This window comes from Nocardia cyriacigeorgica, assembly GCF_010868145.1.
Taxonomy (GTDB): domain Bacteria; phylum Actinomycetota; class Actinomycetes; order Mycobacteriales; family Mycobacteriaceae; genus Nocardia; species Nocardia cyriacigeorgica_D.
Genome location: NZ_JAAGUY010000014.1, coordinates 89,480 through 104,228, shown reverse-complemented (window position 1 = coordinate 104,228; position 14,749 = coordinate 89,480). Strand labels below are relative to the sequence as shown.

The following is a 14,749-nucleotide window of genomic DNA, read 5'->3' as shown; positions in this document are numbered from 1 at the left end:
GTGCATCGCGGACCACGCGCCTGGCACGATGTCACCCGTGCAGCCGAGTCCCGACACCACGATGCCCGACACTCCGGTCACCGCGCCACGTTCACCCCGCCCCGGGATCCGGGTGACGGCGGCCGTGCTGCTGGCGGCCCTGCTGGTGCCGGTGCTGGCCGGATGCCTGCGGGTGCAGGCATCGATGGGTGTGTCGTCCAACGACCGAGTGTCCGGACGCATCGTTGCCGCGGTGATCCCGGCCAACCCCGAGGACAAGGGCCCGCAGCTGAAGGCACCGGAAACGCTTGCCACGAAGATGCGGGTCGAGCCCTACACCCAGGACGGCTACGTCGGCAGCCAGGTGTTCTTCGACGATCTGTCTTTCGGTGAGGTGCAGCAGCTCGGCCAGCTGTCCGAACAGACCCAGGGCATGTTCCAGTTGCAGTTCCAGCGCACCGGCGACCTGGTCAGCCTCAACGGCCGGGTGGATCTGAAATCGGTGCCACCGCACGGCTCGGACGTGCAGTTCAGCATCGCGTTCCCGGCCAGGATCGCCAAGACCAACGGCACCCGCGAGGGTGATTCGGTGGTGTCGTGGAAGCTGCCGCCCGGCGATGTGACGAATATGCGCGCCGAGGTCAGTTACGCCGACCCCAACACCCGATCCTTCGCGGGCTGGGCAGGGATCGTCGGCGGCATCACCCTCGCCGTCGCCGCCGTCGTCGCGGCCCTCGCCTACGTCAACCGCAACCCGGCCCCGCCGAACGCGCCGGCTCCCAGCTTCGATATCGCGCGTTGGTGGCGCGAAGTACGCAGCAAGGTGAGGTGATCTCTGGTGCCGCGAGCGCGGCGGCGGGCCGAACGCGGTGGCCGTGATGCGGCGCCGATCCGCTGACGCCGGGCCTTGGGCACCGCGCGATCCGAGACGGTGGAGGTCGGCGGCCGATACCGCTATTCGGGCGGGCACGGCGATCGCAGCCGCGGGATGCGCTGTCGCGGTGTGGAATCTGGTGACCGTTCGGCGGCTGGTTCCCGGCACAGTGGTCGACGAGGTGGTCGCCGTCTGTGTTCCGGCGCGCGATGAGGCGCAGCGGCTACCGGAGTTGATCGCGGATCTGCGTGCGCAGACGGGGGTTCCGGGTCTGCGAGTGTTGATTCTGGACGATGGGTCAACCGACGGAACCTACGAAGCCGCACTGCACGCGACCGATGGCGACCCGCGGTTCACGGTGCTGCGCTGCCATGACGAACCCGCACCGGGATGGACCGGTAAGGCGGCCACATGTGACCGGCTTGCCGCAGCAGCGGACGCTGAGGTGCTGGTATTCGTCGACGCCGATGTGCGACTGGCGCCCACCGCGATCGCGGCGGCGGTGACCGAGCTGCGGGCGCGTCAGATGGCTTTGGTGTCGCCGTGGCCGCGGCAGCGCGCGGTCTCATCCGCCGAACGCTTGGTCCAGCCGCTGCTGTGCTGGTCGTGGGCCACCACGCTGCCGGTGTCGGTGGCCGACCGGGGAACTCGGCCGTCGATGGCGGTGGCGTGCGGGCAGTTCCTGGTCTTCGACGCCCGGTCCTACCGGGCCATCGGCGGTCATGCGGCGGTGGCGGGCAGTGTCACCGAAGATCTCGATATCGCCCGGACATTGCGCCGATACGGCATGCGCACCGCCGTGGTCGCGTCAGGACGACTGGCGAGCACCCGCATGTACCGCGACGCCGCCGAGCTCGAGGCCGGCTACACGCGGTGGCTCTGGTCCGCGTACGGCGGGTCGGCGGCGGGCGGTCTCGCAGTGGGAGCCGTTGCCGCCCTGGCCTATTGGCTGCCGCCACTGGCCGCCGTCGCCGGGCGTGGTGATATCCGCCGGATCGGTCTGGTCGGCTATACGGCGGCAGTGACGGGCCGCGTGCTGACCCGCTGCCTGGAAACCGGCGGGGCGCCGCGCGGCGACGACGTGGTCGCGTCGCTGGCGCATCCGCTGTCGGTCGCGGCCTACCTCTATCTGTGGGCGAGGTCGCGCCGCGCCCGACGGCACAGGACGCTTGCCTGGAAGGGCCGCCGGCTAACGCCGTAGTCGCCCGAACTACACCGCGCTCGCCGCACCGGACGGCCCTCGCCGAACAGCGCTACCAGCCACCTGGCCACGCCGAAACGTCTGCCGCTCATGGCACCTCGGTGATACCGACCGTCGGCAGGAAGAAGCACGAGCGGTCACCGTTCTGGACGGTGCCGAAGACGGCGGCGAGGACGGTGCCGGAACCGGTGTCGACGGGGACGGCGCGGACGCCGCCGGCGGGCAGTGCCGCGAGGAAGAAGTCACTGATGATGCGTTCGACCGTCGGCCGCAGTTCGACCGGGATCTGCGGCGGGATCATGCCGGTGACGACCTCGGCCATCGGGCCCATCGCGGCCGACCCGCCGCGGCCATTGCTGATATTCAGCCAGGCGACCTGCATTCCGGTGGTGTTCGTACCGTCCTCGGTGATGCCGTAGGGCACGAACGCGAACATGGTCTGCCCGGCCTTGACGGCGCTGAGGTCGACACCGGGCACGGTGAACGGCATCGTCGGCCACGGACCCGGTACAGCGCCTGCTACCGCGGGAACCAGGCCAAGGGCGTTGGTGTCGTGACAGAACGCGGCGGCGGTCGGATACAGGAACGGCTCGACGCCGAGGGCGCGCAGCGCCTCGACCGCCGACTGATAGGCACCGAGCAGATCGCCCGGCGTGGCGGTACGGACGGTGCCCGGCAGATCGACGGCCGCCGCGGGAGCGGGGTCGGGTGCGGCCGTCGCGAGCACAGGCGCGGCCAGGGCGAACCCGAGCGTGCACGACACGATGGCGGTACAGGTGGTCAGACGGCGCAACACGGTCACAGCGAAGACTCCTCATCCTCGGCCCACGGTGTGGTTATGCCTGCCCGTGTGTCGGTAGACGCCGCGCGCACAGGCGGAAGCTCACGGTACTCCCGCTACCGCGCGGCACCGGCGAATTCGCTCCCGCTCGAGTCGGGCGCGTCGCCGGCGCGGCTTCGGACAAGCTCTGAACTCACCCTGATTCCTACCGTTGTGCTGCTGTTTCGCTGCGGAGCAAGATGAGCCGACCCGGCCGATGCGCCACCACGCCCGGCCCGGACAGCACCCACTGCCCGACCGCCGCTGCGGATGCTCATCCGGAAACACCTGGACATGCAGGAGGACTCACTCGATGACCGCCGCCACGACTCACTCCGTCGCCGCCCGGTTCGCACGGCCCGGGGCGCCAGTGGAAACCCTGCGCGAGTCGCTCGCCTCGATCGGCCCCACAGCGGTGCACTGGCTCACCGACCAGCCCGAACAGCTGGCGGGCGTACCGGGTACCTGGTGGGTCGTCGACGACCGCGTCTTCGTCACCGCCAAACCCGGTGACCGGCTCGACCACGACGGCGATCGGATCGCCGGTGTGCACATCCGTGCCCTCGTCGACGGTGCGCCCGGTGTACTCATCAGACATGAGGACCGTGTTCTCGAAGTGATCCAGCGGAGCGGGCGGGTTGCGGTACGCGTGCACGAATCGGCAGCTGCCGTCAACAGCCACCGCGCGAGCTAGCGTCGTTCGGCTACCGGCCGATCAGGCGCTGATCGGCGCCGCGGTGACTCCGTAGCCGAGGTTGGTGAGCACCTCGCCGGTCGCCTTGGCGAAGTTCAGGGTGATGAAGTGCAGGCACGGCGCGCCCTCGTCGATGAGACGCTGGGCCATTTCGGTGGCGATCTCGATGCCGGCGGCGCGCACCGCTGCCGTGTCTTCCTCCGGGCCGCTGCCTGCAGCCCGTTCCAACCGCTCGACCACCGACCGCGGCAGCGCGCGGCCACAGAGTTCCTCGGCTCGTTTGACCGTGCGCAGCGAGGTGATCGGCATCAGCTCGGGAATGATCGGCTTGGCGCCCTCGACCGGGTCGAGAGCGACGATCCGGTCCCGCAACCGCAGATAGTGCTCCACGTCGAAGAACATCTGCGTGATCGAATACTCCGCGCCCGCACGCAGTTTCGCCGCCAGGAACTCGGTGTCGTGGTCGAGATCGGGCGAGCGGTGATGACCCTGCGGGAACGAGGCGACGCCGACATGGAAATCGCCGAGATCGCGCACGATGCGCACCAGCTCCTCGGCGTACTCGACGCCGTCGGGGTGCTTGTGCCATTCGCCGAGCGGATCGCCCGGCGGGTCGCCGCGCAGCACGAGGATATTGCGGATACCCGAGTCGGCATAGGCGCCAACGAGCGAGCGCAGCTCGGCCACGCTGTGCCCGACGGCCGTCAGATGCGCCACCGGCAGCAGAGTGGTCTCACCGGCCAGTTCACCGGTCACCCGCACGGTACGGTCCTTGGTCGACCCGCCCGCACCGTAGGTCATCGACACGAACGCCGGATGCATACGTTCGAAGGTCCGCACCGCACGCCAGAGCCTGGCCTCCCCGGCGGCGTCACGGGGCGGGTTGAACTCGACGGAGAACGGCACCGCCCTGCTGGAGTGCAGCCGCAAACTCTGCACTACCGATGGCGTCCCCGAGACGATCGGTGGTGTCGAGGACGGCCGGCCAGGGGTCGAGCGTCCCCGCACGTTGTCGAAAGTCACCGGTTCAGTGTAGAGGTGAGCGGCCTCCGGCCCTGAGCGTCATGGGGACGGACGCGTATTGTTCGAGCCATGAGCGGGTGCACCGCCGTCCGCGCCGCCACCGGCGCGTGGGCCGCCATCCGCCGAGCCGACCCCTTTCCCCGGACATCCTTGGAGGCCATCCTGTCCGCCGGACCCGGTACCCCGACCAGGCCGAGCCCGACCTCGGCGACCCCAGGGACGCCCGCCTTCGCCGCCGCCGTGGAACAGGCGTTGACCGCTTTCTTCGCCACCCGGCGTGACACGGTCGGCGAGCTCGGACCGATCTTCGTCGATGCGGCCGAAGCACTGGAGTCGTTCGTGCTGCGCGGCGGCAAACGCACCAGACCCGGTTTCGCGTGGACCGGTTGGCTCGGCGCGGGTGGCGACCCCCACGGCCCCGACGCGCCCGCCGTGCTCAACGCGTGTGCCGCGCTGGAGCTGGTGCAGGCGTGCGCCCTCATCCACGACGACATCATCGATGCCTCGCGCACCCGGCGCCGCTTCCCCACCGTGCACGTCGACTTCGAGCAGCGTCATCGCGACCGCGGCTGGGCGGGTGACGCGCCCCGCTTCGGCACCGGTGTGGCCATCCTCATCGGTGATCTGGCCCTGGCCTGGGCCGATGACATGGTGCACGCCTCCGGACTCGCCCCGCGGGCCGTCGCGCGATTCGCGACCGTCTGGGCGAAAATGCGCACCGAGGTGCTCGGCGGGCAGTTGCTCGATATCCACGGCGAAGCCAGCGGTGACGAATCGGTGGCGGCGGCGCTGCGGATCAATCGGTACAAAACGGCCGCCTACACCGTGGAGCGTCCGCTGCACCTCGGAGCGGCGCTCGCCGACGCCGGACCCGAGCTGATCCGGTCCTACCGTGATTTCGGCACCGACATCGGGATCGCCTTCCAGCTGCGCGACGACCTGCTCGGCGTGTTCGGTGACCCGTCGGTGACCGGTAAACCCTCCGGTGACGATCTGCGCGAGGGCAAACGCACCGTACTGATCGCCGAGGCGTTGCAGCGCGGTGACACATCCGATCCGGCCGCGGCCGAGTTGCTGCGCACCAGCGTCGGCACCGACCTCGGCGTCGCCGAGGTCGACCGGCTACGCGAGGTGCTGGTGGAGCTCGGCGCCGTCGAGGCGGTCGAAGCCCGCATCAGCGAGCTGACCGAGCGCGCGCTGGCCGCCATCGACAGCAGCTCGGCTACCGCCGCCGCCAAGGACCATCTGCACGCCATGGCGCTGGCTGCCACCCGCCGCACGGCATGATCGGGTCGATGTTGGGCCGTCTCCGGACACAGCGGTCCTCCCAGCTGCCGGTGTACCTCGCACCAGCCGGACTTGCCGCGGCCGTGGCATCGGTCGTCCCTGTGTCATACCCTCCGACGGGGAATGCCCGATGAAGACCGTCAACGGGGTCACCGACAGTGTCGTCGTCGTCGGTGCGGGACTGTCCGGTCTCGCCGCCGCGCTGTACCTGGCCGGTGCCGGCCGCGCCGTCACTGTGCTGGAGCGGGCCGACCATATCGGCGGGCGGGTCGGCCGATACCGCTTCGACGACTACGAGATCGATTCCGGTGCAACGGTCTTGACGCTGCCCGAGCTGATCGACGATGCGCTTGCCGCCGTCGGCCACGACCGTGAATCCGGTGCGCGGCCGTTGCGCATCCACCAGCTCGCGCCCTCCTATCACGCACGTTTCGCCGACGGCTCCGATATTCGCGTCTTCGCCGACCCGGACGAGATGGCCACCGAAGTGGAGCGGACCTGCGGTCCCGGCGAAGCCCGCAACTATCGACGGCTGCGTACGTGGCTCGCCCGGATCTACCGGGCCGAGTTCGGCGAGTTCATGGACACCAACTTCGACTCGCCGCTGGATATGGTGCGGTTGCCGCGCAAACGCGCCGCCCTGCTGGAACTGGTGCGCCTCGGCGGGTTCGGCAGGCTCGGTCCGCGTGTGCGGCACTACCTGCGCGATCCCCGGCTGACCAGGCTGTTCACCTTCCAGGCGCTCTACGCGGGTGTGCCACCGGCCAAGGCATTGGCGGTCTACGGCGCAATCCCCCACATGGATACCTCGCTCGGGGTGTATTTCCCAGAAGGTGGGATGCGCGCAGTCGCAGAGACCATGGCGGAGGCGCTGGTCGCGGCGGGCGGGCGGCTGGAGCTCGGCGTTGAGGTCACCGGCATCGAATACGCCGCGAAACGAGCCAGCCGGGTCCGGCTGGCCGGCGGTGCGACGGTGGACTGCGACGCGGTCGTCGTCACCGCCGACCTCGGTGGCATCGAACGTTTCGGCCTGCGACGCAGGCGGGGTCTGCGGGCCTCGCCGTCGGCAGTGGTCGCCCATGGCACCATTCCGGCGGCCGTCGCCGCGACCTGGCCGATCCAGGCGCATCACACCATCGACTTCGGTGCGGCCTGGGAACGCACGTTCGCCGAGATCGCCGCACCCCGCGGCGGCCGGTTGATGAGCGACCCGTCGTTGCTGCTGACCAGGCCCGCACTGTCGGACCCCGGCCTGTATCTGGACCGCGCCGACGGCCGCTACGAGCCGTTCTCGCTGCTGGCCCCCTGCCCGAACCTGGATTCGGCGTCACTGGACTGGCCCGCACTCGGCCCCGCCTATCTACGGGAGCTGCTCGCGGTCCTGGAGCAACGTGGCTACCACGGCATCGCCGAGCACTTCCGGCTCGACCACCTCGACACCCCGCAGACCTGGCTCGAGCAGGGCATGTTGAGCGGCACGCCGTTCTCCGCAGCCCATCTTTTCCGCCAAACCGGGCCGTTCCGGCCACGCAACCTGCCGCGCGGCAGCGACAACGTGGTTATCGCCGGTTGCGGCACGACGCCGGGCGTCGGCGTGCCGACCGCGCTACTATCCGGAAAACTCGCGGCAAACCGGATCATCGGCACGCAGAAACCCCGCCGAAGCGAAACCCCGCGCACCATCGGGACAGCCCCGCGCGAACAAGCCGTAAACTAAGCGCCGACCTATCAGCTCGCGGTTGCGACCGCCGACCACACCGGGGGGAACGACACCACATGCCACCCCCGGAAACGACTGCCCAAGTGACTTCCCCGGTACCGGCCGCCGTGTCCCCGACACCCGCGACACGACCCACCACAACCACCACCGCGCCGGCCGCGGGTAGCCCGCAGACGCTGCGGTCCTGGCTGCGCACCACGGCCGATTTCGCCCGCAGTCCCGAGGGACATGCGGCGCTGCTCGGCCTCGTCGGCGCGATCATGATCACCTTCGGCGGTTTCGGCGCGGGCGCGGTGCGCAAACGCGATCCGCTGCTGGAAGCGATGCACCTGTCCTGGTTGCGCTTCGGGCACGGCTACGCGCTGTCGACGATCTTCATCTGGATCGGCGTGCTGCTGATGATCACCGCCTGGGTGCGTCTCGGCCGGGCCACGCTCGGCCGGGGCAACTACTCGGGCGCGGGCGTCACATTGAACGAGCTGCGCGCGATCGTCGGCATCTGGGTTTTCCCGATGCTGTTCGCCGTGCCGATGTTCAGCCAGGACGCGTACTCCTATCTGGCACAGGGTGCGCTGCTGCGCGACGGTTTCGACCCGTACAAGGTCGGCCCGGTCGCCAATCCCGGTGTGCTGCTGGACAATGTCAGCACCGTCTGGACCACCACCACCGCCCCGTACGGCCCGATCTTCCTGCTGATCGGCCGGGCGATCACCTCGATCACCGACGACAATGTCGTCACGGGCACCATCGCTCTGCGGCTGGTCATGTTGCCGGGCCTGGCGCTGATGATGTGGGCCATCCCGTATCTGACCAAACATCTCGGCGGCAAGCCCACCGTTGCGCTGTGGCTGGCGGTACTCAATCCGCTGGTGCTGATCCACCTCATCGGCGGCGTGCACAACGAGCTGCTGATGGTCGGGCTGATGTGCGCCGGTATCGCACTCGTGCTCGAGCGCAGGCATGTGCTCGGCATCGTCGTCGTCGCGATCGCGGTCGCCATCAAGGCCACGGCCGGTATCGCCCTGCCGTTCCTGGTGTGGATCTGGATGCTGCACGAACGCGAACGGCGTGCCGAACAGGCGCCGAAGGAATCCGGGGCGACGCTGCCCCACCCCACCCTGCTGTTCGCCAAGATCGCCGGACTCGGCCTGTGCGTGTTCGCCGCGGTCTTCGTGCTCGCCTCCGCGGCCGCAGGTGTCGGCATCGGCTGGCTGACGGCCCTGTCCGGGTCGAAGAAGATCATCAACTGGCTGTCGCTGCCGACGATCATGGCGCACGGCATGACCTGGATCGGCCCGCTACCGTTCGATCCGGTCCTCACGGTGACGCGCGCATTGTGTGCCTTCGCGCTGGTTGCGATTCTGGCCTGGACCTGGTGGCGTTTCCGGCACAGCGAGCGAGAGGCCGTGCTCGGCATCCTGATCGCCTTCGTCGCCATCGTCATCCTGTCCCCTGCCGCCCTGCCCTGGTATTACTCGTGGCCGCTGGCGCTGGCCGCCGCGTTCGCGTTGTCCACCAGGACGCTCATGGTGCTGGTGGGTTTGTGCACCTGGTTGATGCTGGTATTCCAGCCCGGCGGCTCGATCGGGTTGTACAACTTCTGGCATGTGGCGGCCGCGACGTTCGCGGCGGTGGTGGCGGCACTGTCGCTGCGAACGGTCGATCCGCTGCGTCTGCGCAGTACCCGCACGGTCGCCGCACCGGCCGAGCCCACCACCCATGACCGGCACTGAGATCGCCCTCGAGCACGACACCGCCGCACCTCCGGACCGCACCGATCACGTCAGGCGGTCGAGTCCGACGGAGCTTGCCGACGCCTACCGGCTCTGTGGCCGTATCGCAGCCGAGCACGGCCGTACCTACTTCCTGGCCACCCGGCTGCTGTCGGCACCACAGCGGCCTGCGGTGCACGCGCTGTACGCGTTCGCACGCATGGTGGACGACATCGTCGACGACCATGGGGTTCCTCATGGCTCGGCCCCACACCTCGCCCTGCGCCCGGTGTCGCCGACCGCTGGGGCGGGCATGGACCGGGGCACGACCGCTGTCCCGCTCGCCGCGCGGATCGACCTGATCGAGCGGCAGCTGCGATCGGCGCTGAACTCGAACAGACCGAACGATGGCCCCGCGCCCGACGCCGACAACCGCCGACGAGGCGCGATACTGCTCGCCCTCACCGACACCATCCGGCGCTACCGGATCGCGCCCGGCCATTTCTGGACATTCCTGGATTCCATGCGCATGGACATCCCCGGCACGCCGGAGTTCCGCGACCGGTATGCCGATATGGCGGAACTGCACCGGTATATGCGTGGTTCGGCCGCCGCGATCGGACTGCAACTGCTGCCGGTGCTCGGCACGGTCGTTCCGGTGGCCGAGGCCGAGCCTGCGGCAGCCGCGCTCGGCAACGCCTTTCAGCTCACGAACTTCCTGCGCGATGTCGGCGAGGATCTGGATCGCGGCCGGATCTATCTGCCCGCCGACGACCTCGCCGCGTTCGGGGTCGATGACGAGCTACTGCGCCACTGCCGCCGCCGCGGCCACACCGATCGACGGGTCCGCCGTGCGCTCGCCCACCTGATCGCGGTCAATCGGGACCTCTACCGCACCGCAACACCCGGCATCGAGTTGCTGCAACCGCGGGTGCGCCCGGCCATTCGTACCGCGGCCACCCTGTACGCCGCGATTCTCGACCGCATCGAGGACTGCGACTTCGCCGTCTTCGAACAGCGCGCCGTCGTGCCCGTCCATCGCAGGCTGCGTGTCGCCGCAGGCGCCTATCTGTCGGGACGCTGAGCGGGCGTCAGACCGGCCGGACCGCCCGAGCCTCCGGCCCTCGCCGTGCCTCCTCCACATCGAACTCGACCTGCTGGCCGGCCTCCAAGGACCGGAAGCCCTCCCCAAGGATTACCGAGTACTCGACGAACACGTCATCCCCACCGGCGCGGGCAATGAACCCGAATCCTTTTTCTCGGTCGAACCATCGCACGGTGCCTCGCACCATCAGACATTTCCTCCTCGAACACCATCCCCAGCCCTACCCGGTACATCACCATGCGCCCGCGCATCGTTTCGGACGAGGCTCGGACCGGCGGCGTTCCGGGCGAGTCGGCCGGTCATGGAAGAGCGACGATGGTGACGGTGGCGCCCTCTTGCACGTTGGCGTTCACCGACGGAGTCTGCGAGACGACCACCGAGGAGTCCAACGGAGCCAGCTGACGGACCTGAACCGTCAGGCCGAGCTCCTCGAGCACCTCGCGAGCCTCGGCGACCGACTTCCCGAGCACCTCGGGCATCTTCACCGCATCGGAGACGAGCAGAACCACCGACGTCCCCGCATCGACCGTGGTGCCCGCCTCGGGATCGGTGCCGACGACCTGGCCCGCGGCAACGCCGCGGTCGAACCGCGGGCGGTGCTCGCCGACGGTGATACCGAGATCGGTGAGCATCTGCTCGGCCTCGGCGGTGGTCTTCCCACGCAGGTCGGGCAGCTGCACCGGCCGCGAGCCCTTACTGCTGTACACCTTCACCTGCGCGCCCATCGGCAGCACTGTGCCGGGCGCGGGCTCGACCTTGGCGAGGGTGCCCTCCGGAGCGGCACTCGGCGCGTCACCGGCGTTCACCGGCTGCAACCCCTGGTCCCGGATCAGCTGGTTGACCTCGGAGATATCGGCGCCGGGCGCCAGCTCGGGGACCCGCGGTTTACCGCTGGAGATCAGCACGGCGACCGTCGATCCCTTGGTGACCCGTGAGCCCGCCGACGGATCGCTGCCGACCACGCCGCCCACCGGGATGGTGTCGGAGGCCTTCTGCCGGGTCGTGGTCTCGAATCCGGCGCCGCTGAGCACTGAGGTCGCGCGGTCGACGTCCATACCCGCGATACTCGGCACCGCCTCGTACCGGCCGACACCGAGCCACCAGCCGCCGAGACCGACCAGCAGCGTCAGCACGGCGACAATGGCGATCCACACCGCCGCGGTACGCCTGGACCGCTGCCGGTCATCGATGAAGGCCGGCGCCGGCGCCGAGTGCGGGTGCGGCCGCAGCTGCTGCGGTGGCGGTGGCGCCTCGAAATCGGTGCGCGGCCGTTGCGCGGTCACCACCTTGGTGTGCTGTGGCGGGGCGGGCACCGGATGCGGGCGCTGCTCGGGAGGACGAGGGCTGTCCGGCGGCGGGACCGCCCGGTACGAGGAACTGAGATGTTCGGCGGACTCCTGCGGCGCGGGCACCCGATAGGCGGGCAGGTCCAGCAGCGCGCTGATCGCACGCAGTTCGGCGACCATCTCGTTGGCGTCGGCGAACCGGTGCGAGGGCTCGCGGGCGGTGGCGCGCGCGATGAACGCGTCGAATTCCGGCGGCACACCGGCGATGAACTGGCTCGGGCTCGGCACATCTTTCTCGATGCGCTGATAGGCCACCGACAGCGAGGTGTCACCGGTGAACGGGACCTGCCCGGTGAGCAGTTCGAAGATCAAGATGCCGAAGGAGTACACATCGCTGCGTGCATCGGCGGTGCCGGAGGTGACCTGTTCCGGCGACAGGTAGGCGGCGGTTCCGAGGATGACGCTCGCCGAGGTGGTGTTGGCCGCCGCGACAGCGCGCACCAGCCCGAAGTCGGCGATCTTGACCTCGCCGGAATCGGAGATCAGCACGTTCTCCGGTTTGATGTCGCGATGCACCAACCCGGCCGCGTGGGCGACACCGATCGCCGCCAGCACCGGCTCGGCCACCGCCCGCACCGCATGTGGTGGCATGGGGCCGCGTTCGCGCAGCAGCTCACGCAGGGTGCCGCCCTCGACCAACTCCATGATCAGGAATGGATGATCGCCGTCGACCCCCTGGTCGTACACCGCGACCAGCGACGGGTGTTTCAGCTTGGCGACCGCGCGGGCCTCGAACTCGAACCGGGACAGGAACTGTGGATCACCGGCGAATTTGGGATCCATCACCTTGATGGCGACCGGGCGATCCAGACGCGTGTCCTCGCCCCGGAACACCATGGACATCCCACCCCGAGCGATCGGCGCATCGATGCGGTAGCGCCCTTCCAGCATGTGGCCGATCAATTGATGTCCTCCGGCTTTCACAAACCCTCTCCACCCCTCGCTGCGCGCGACAAGAGCAGCCGCGCCCTGCGGCCCCCACGATGGTATCGACCGAACGCCCCCGGGTGTCTCACGACGTGGTGAGTGCAGCGTCTACCGTTATCCGGGTGAGCGCATTTCCCTGCAGTGACGATGTTCTGCCCGCCTCGGTGACCCTGGTGCCACTACCCGATGTGGCAGAACGGCTCGGCATCGTGGTGACCAGGGTGCATCAGATGCTGCGCGACCATCAACTCCTGGCCGTCCGCCGCGACGGAGTCGCCGGTGTGCCGGAACTCTTCTTCGACCAGGACGGCACCGTGACCAGGTTCCTTCCCGGGTTGATCACCGTCATGCGTGATTCGAAGTACACCGACGAGGAGATCCTGGAGTGGATCTTCACCGACGACGACAGCCTGCCCGGTAAGCCGGTCGAGGCGCTGCACGGGCCTTTGGCCCGCGAGGTGCTGCGTCGCGCGGCGGCCGACCCGTTCTGACCGACCCGGTACAGCCCCGTCTACCGTTCGAGCAATCTGTCCTGGCACGGTGCGCCTCACCTGAGGGCGAGGCGCACCGGAACCGAACTCAGCGCAGCATCTCCGCGACCAGGAACGCCAGCTCCAACGACTGCTGGGTGTTCAAGCGCGGGTCGCAGGCGGTTTCGTAGCGTCCGGACAGATCCAGATCGGAGATGTCCTGAGCGCCACCGAGGCATTCGGTGACGTCCTCGCCGGTCAGCTCGATGTGCAGACCACCGGGATGGGTGCCGAGAGCGTGGTGCACCTCGAAGAAGCCCTGCACCTCGTCGACGACACGGTCGAAGTGGCGGGTCTTGAAACCGGTGGACGATTCGTGGGTGTTGCCGTGCATCGGGTCGCACTGCCAGATCACCTGGTGACCGGTGGCCTGAACCTTCTCGATGATCGGCGGCAGCACCTCGCGGACCTTGCCGTTGCCCATCCGCGAGACGATGGTCAACCGGCCTGGCTCGTTGTTCGGGTCGAGCCGCTCGACGTACTCCACGGCCTGATCGGGCGTTGTGGTCGGCCCGATCTTGAGGCCGATCGGGTTCGCCAGCAGTTCCGCGAACGCGATATGCGCCCCTTCGAGCTGACGGGTGCGCTCACCGATCCACAGGAAGTGCGCCGACAGGTCGTAGAGCACCGGTTCACCGGTCGCGGGGCTCTCCCCCAGGCGCAGCATGGCGCGTTCGTAATCGAGGACAAGGGCCTCGTGGCTGGCGTAGATGCGCGCCGACTGCAAGCTCGGATCGTTGACCCGGCAGGCGGTCATGAACCGCAGGCCGCGGTCGATCTCCTCGGCCAGCGCCTCATAGCGGGCGCCCGCCGGGGACTGGGCGACGAAGTCGCGGTTCCAGTCGTGCACCCGGTGCAGATCGGCCATGCCCGCGTCGGTCAGGGCGCGCACCAGATTCATCGCGGCGCTGGCGTTGGCGTAGGCGCGCACCAGCCGCGACGGGTCGTGCTCACGCAGCGCGGCGTCGGCGGCCAGCGAGTTGACCATGTCGCCACGGTAGGACTTGAGGCCGAGAGAATCGGTATCGGAAGAGCGTGGCTTCGCGTACTGGCCCGCGATCCGCGCCACCTTCACCACCGGCAGGCTCGCTCCGTAGGTGAGCACCACCGCCATCTGCAACAGGGTGCGGATATTGCCGCGGATATGCGGCTCGGTGTTGTCGGCGAAGGTCTCCGCGCAGTCACCGCCCTGGAGCAGGAAGGCCTCACCACGCGCCACCTCGGCCAGCCGCTCGCGCAGCTCCTCCACCTCGGCCGGTACGCAGATCGGCGGGACGCTCTCCAGCACGGTCCGCATCGACGCCGCCTGCCCGGCATCCCAGGACGGCTGCTGCAACGCGGGCCGAGCCAGCGCGTCGTCCAGCCGCTTGCGCAGCTGCGCGGGCAGCGGCGGCAGCTCGGGCAAACGATCGATGGGTACGTCGACGGTCCAGTTCACCCGTTCAGAATACGGACTTACTCCCGGCACCGGGCATCCGCGCGGCCAACTTCGCTTCCGGGTGGTGCCGCACCCGGTGTTCGGGCGGGCCGT

The 14,749-nt window shown here is 69.1% G+C and carries 13 protein-coding genes; 8 read left to right on the top strand and 5 right to left on the bottom strand.

What is annotated here, in order from left to right; all coding sequences use genetic code 11:
- Positions 1 to 61: 61 nt before the first annotated feature.
- Positions 62 to 811 carry an LppM family (lipo)protein gene (locus GV792_RS17750; RefSeq protein WP_175584512.1) on the top strand — a complete coding sequence of 250 codons (750 nt, stop codon included), beginning with the start codon at positions 62 to 64 and terminating at the stop codon, positions 809 to 811.
- Between the two features lie 181 nt (positions 812 to 992).
- Entirely contained in the window at positions 993 to 2,054 is a 1,062-nt protein-coding gene (locus GV792_RS17745) for a glycosyltransferase (RefSeq protein WP_375154467.1), read from the top strand.
- Between the two features lie 88 nt (positions 2,055 to 2,142).
- On the opposite strand, the gene GV792_RS17740 is transcribed toward GV792_RS17745, so the two are convergent.
- Complete coding sequence (locus GV792_RS17740) at positions 2,143 to 2,856, bottom strand: hypothetical protein (RefSeq protein ID WP_163825238.1); 714 nt, start codon at positions 2,854 to 2,856, stop codon at positions 2,143 to 2,145.
- Between the two features lie 331 nt (positions 2,857 to 3,187).
- Here GV792_RS17740 and GV792_RS17735 point away from each other — a divergent pair, with 331 nt between their 5' ends.
- On the top strand, positions 3,188 to 3,568 hold the full coding sequence (locus GV792_RS17735; RefSeq protein ID WP_175583173.1) for a hypothetical protein: 381 nt from the start codon (positions 3,188 to 3,190) through the stop codon (positions 3,566 to 3,568).
- Positions 3,569 to 3,589: 21 nt separating this feature from the next.
- Here the strand turns inward: GV792_RS17735 and GV792_RS17730 are convergent, their stop codons facing one another.
- On the bottom strand, positions 3,590 to 4,591 hold the full coding sequence (locus GV792_RS17730) for a methylenetetrahydrofolate reductase (RefSeq protein WP_163825237.1): 1,002 nt from the start codon (positions 4,589 to 4,591) through the stop codon (positions 3,590 to 3,592).
- Positions 4,592 to 4,741: 150 nt separating this feature from the next.
- Between GV792_RS17730 and GV792_RS17725 the strand changes: the two genes are divergently transcribed.
- From GV792_RS17725 to GV792_RS17710, 4 genes are all read left to right on the top strand, one after another.
- Positions 4,742 to 5,878 carry a polyprenyl synthetase family protein gene (locus GV792_RS17725; protein ID WP_163825289.1) on the top strand — a complete coding sequence of 379 codons (1,137 nt, stop codon included), beginning with the start codon at positions 4,742 to 4,744 and terminating at the stop codon, positions 5,876 to 5,878.
- A 130-nt stretch (positions 5,879 to 6,008) separates the two neighbouring features.
- A complete protein-coding gene (crtI, locus tag GV792_RS17720; RefSeq protein ID WP_163825236.1) occupies positions 6,009 to 7,595 on the top strand; it encodes a phytoene desaturase family protein in 1,587 nt (528 codons plus the stop codon).
- Positions 7,596 to 7,654: 59 nt separating this feature from the next.
- Positions 7,655 to 9,331, top strand: coding sequence for an alpha-(1->6)-mannopyranosyltransferase A (locus GV792_RS17715; protein ID WP_256668105.1), 1,677 nt, complete (start codon positions 7,655 to 7,657; stop codon positions 9,329 to 9,331).
- Positions 9,318 to 10,394, top strand: coding sequence for a phytoene/squalene synthase family protein (locus GV792_RS17710; RefSeq protein WP_163825235.1), 1,077 nt, complete (start codon positions 9,318 to 9,320; stop codon positions 10,392 to 10,394). Before GV792_RS17715 ends, GV792_RS17710 begins: the two co-directional genes overlap by 14 nt.
- A 7-nt stretch (positions 10,395 to 10,401) precedes the next feature.
- On the opposite strand, the gene GV792_RS17705 is transcribed toward GV792_RS17710, so the two are convergent.
- Both GV792_RS17705 and pknB read right to left on the bottom strand, forming a co-directional pair.
- Positions 10,402 to 10,602, bottom strand: a complete 201-nt coding sequence (locus GV792_RS17705; RefSeq protein ID WP_163825234.1) for a cold-shock protein — start codon at positions 10,600 to 10,602, stop codon at positions 10,402 to 10,404.
- Positions 10,603 to 10,714: 112 nt separating this feature from the next.
- The gene (gene pknB, locus GV792_RS17700; RefSeq protein WP_175584509.1) at positions 10,715 to 12,652 is read right to left on the bottom strand and encodes a Stk1 family PASTA domain-containing Ser/Thr kinase; all 1,938 of its coding nucleotides are present in this window, start codon (positions 12,650 to 12,652) and stop codon (positions 10,715 to 10,717) included.
- A gap of 158 nt (positions 12,653 to 12,810) precedes the next feature.
- Here pknB and GV792_RS17695 point away from each other — a divergent pair, with 158 nt between their 5' ends.
- On the top strand, positions 12,811 to 13,179 hold the full coding sequence (locus GV792_RS17695; protein ID WP_163825232.1) for an Rv2175c family DNA-binding protein: 369 nt from the start codon (positions 12,811 to 12,813) through the stop codon (positions 13,177 to 13,179).
- Positions 13,180 to 13,267: 88 nt separating this feature from the next.
- On the opposite strand, the gene GV792_RS17690 is transcribed toward GV792_RS17695, so the two are convergent.
- Positions 13,268 to 14,656, bottom strand: coding sequence for a class II 3-deoxy-7-phosphoheptulonate synthase (locus GV792_RS17690; protein WP_163825231.1), 1,389 nt, complete (start codon positions 14,654 to 14,656; stop codon positions 13,268 to 13,270).
- Positions 14,657 to 14,749 lie beyond the last annotated feature (93 nt).

What these genes read in the sequence shown, in the direction of transcription:
- GV792_RS17750 (WP_175584512.1), top strand. Translation starts at nt 62, where the DNA reads ATGCCCGACACTCCGGTCACCGCGCCACGTTCACCCCGCCCCGGGATC.
- GV792_RS17705 (WP_163825234.1), bottom strand. Translation starts at nt 10,602, where the DNA reads ATGGTGCGAGGCACCGTGCGATGGTTCGACCGAGAAAAAGGATTCGGG.
- GV792_RS17715 (WP_256668105.1), top strand. Translation starts at nt 7,655, where the DNA reads ATGCCACCCCCGGAAACGACTGCCCAAGTGACTTCCCCGGTACCGGCC.
- GV792_RS17735 (WP_175583173.1), top strand. Translation starts at nt 3,188, where the DNA reads ATGACCGCCGCCACGACTCACTCCGTCGCCGCCCGGTTCGCACGGCCC.
- pknB (WP_175584509.1), bottom strand. Translation starts at nt 12,652, where the DNA reads ATGCTGGAAGGGCGCTACCGCATCGATGCGCCGATCGCTCGGGGTGGG.
- crtI (WP_163825236.1), top strand. Translation starts at nt 6,009, where the DNA reads ATGAAGACCGTCAACGGGGTCACCGACAGTGTCGTCGTCGTCGGTGCG.
- GV792_RS17710 (WP_163825235.1), top strand. Translation starts at nt 9,318, where the DNA reads ATGACCGGCACTGAGATCGCCCTCGAGCACGACACCGCCGCACCTCCG.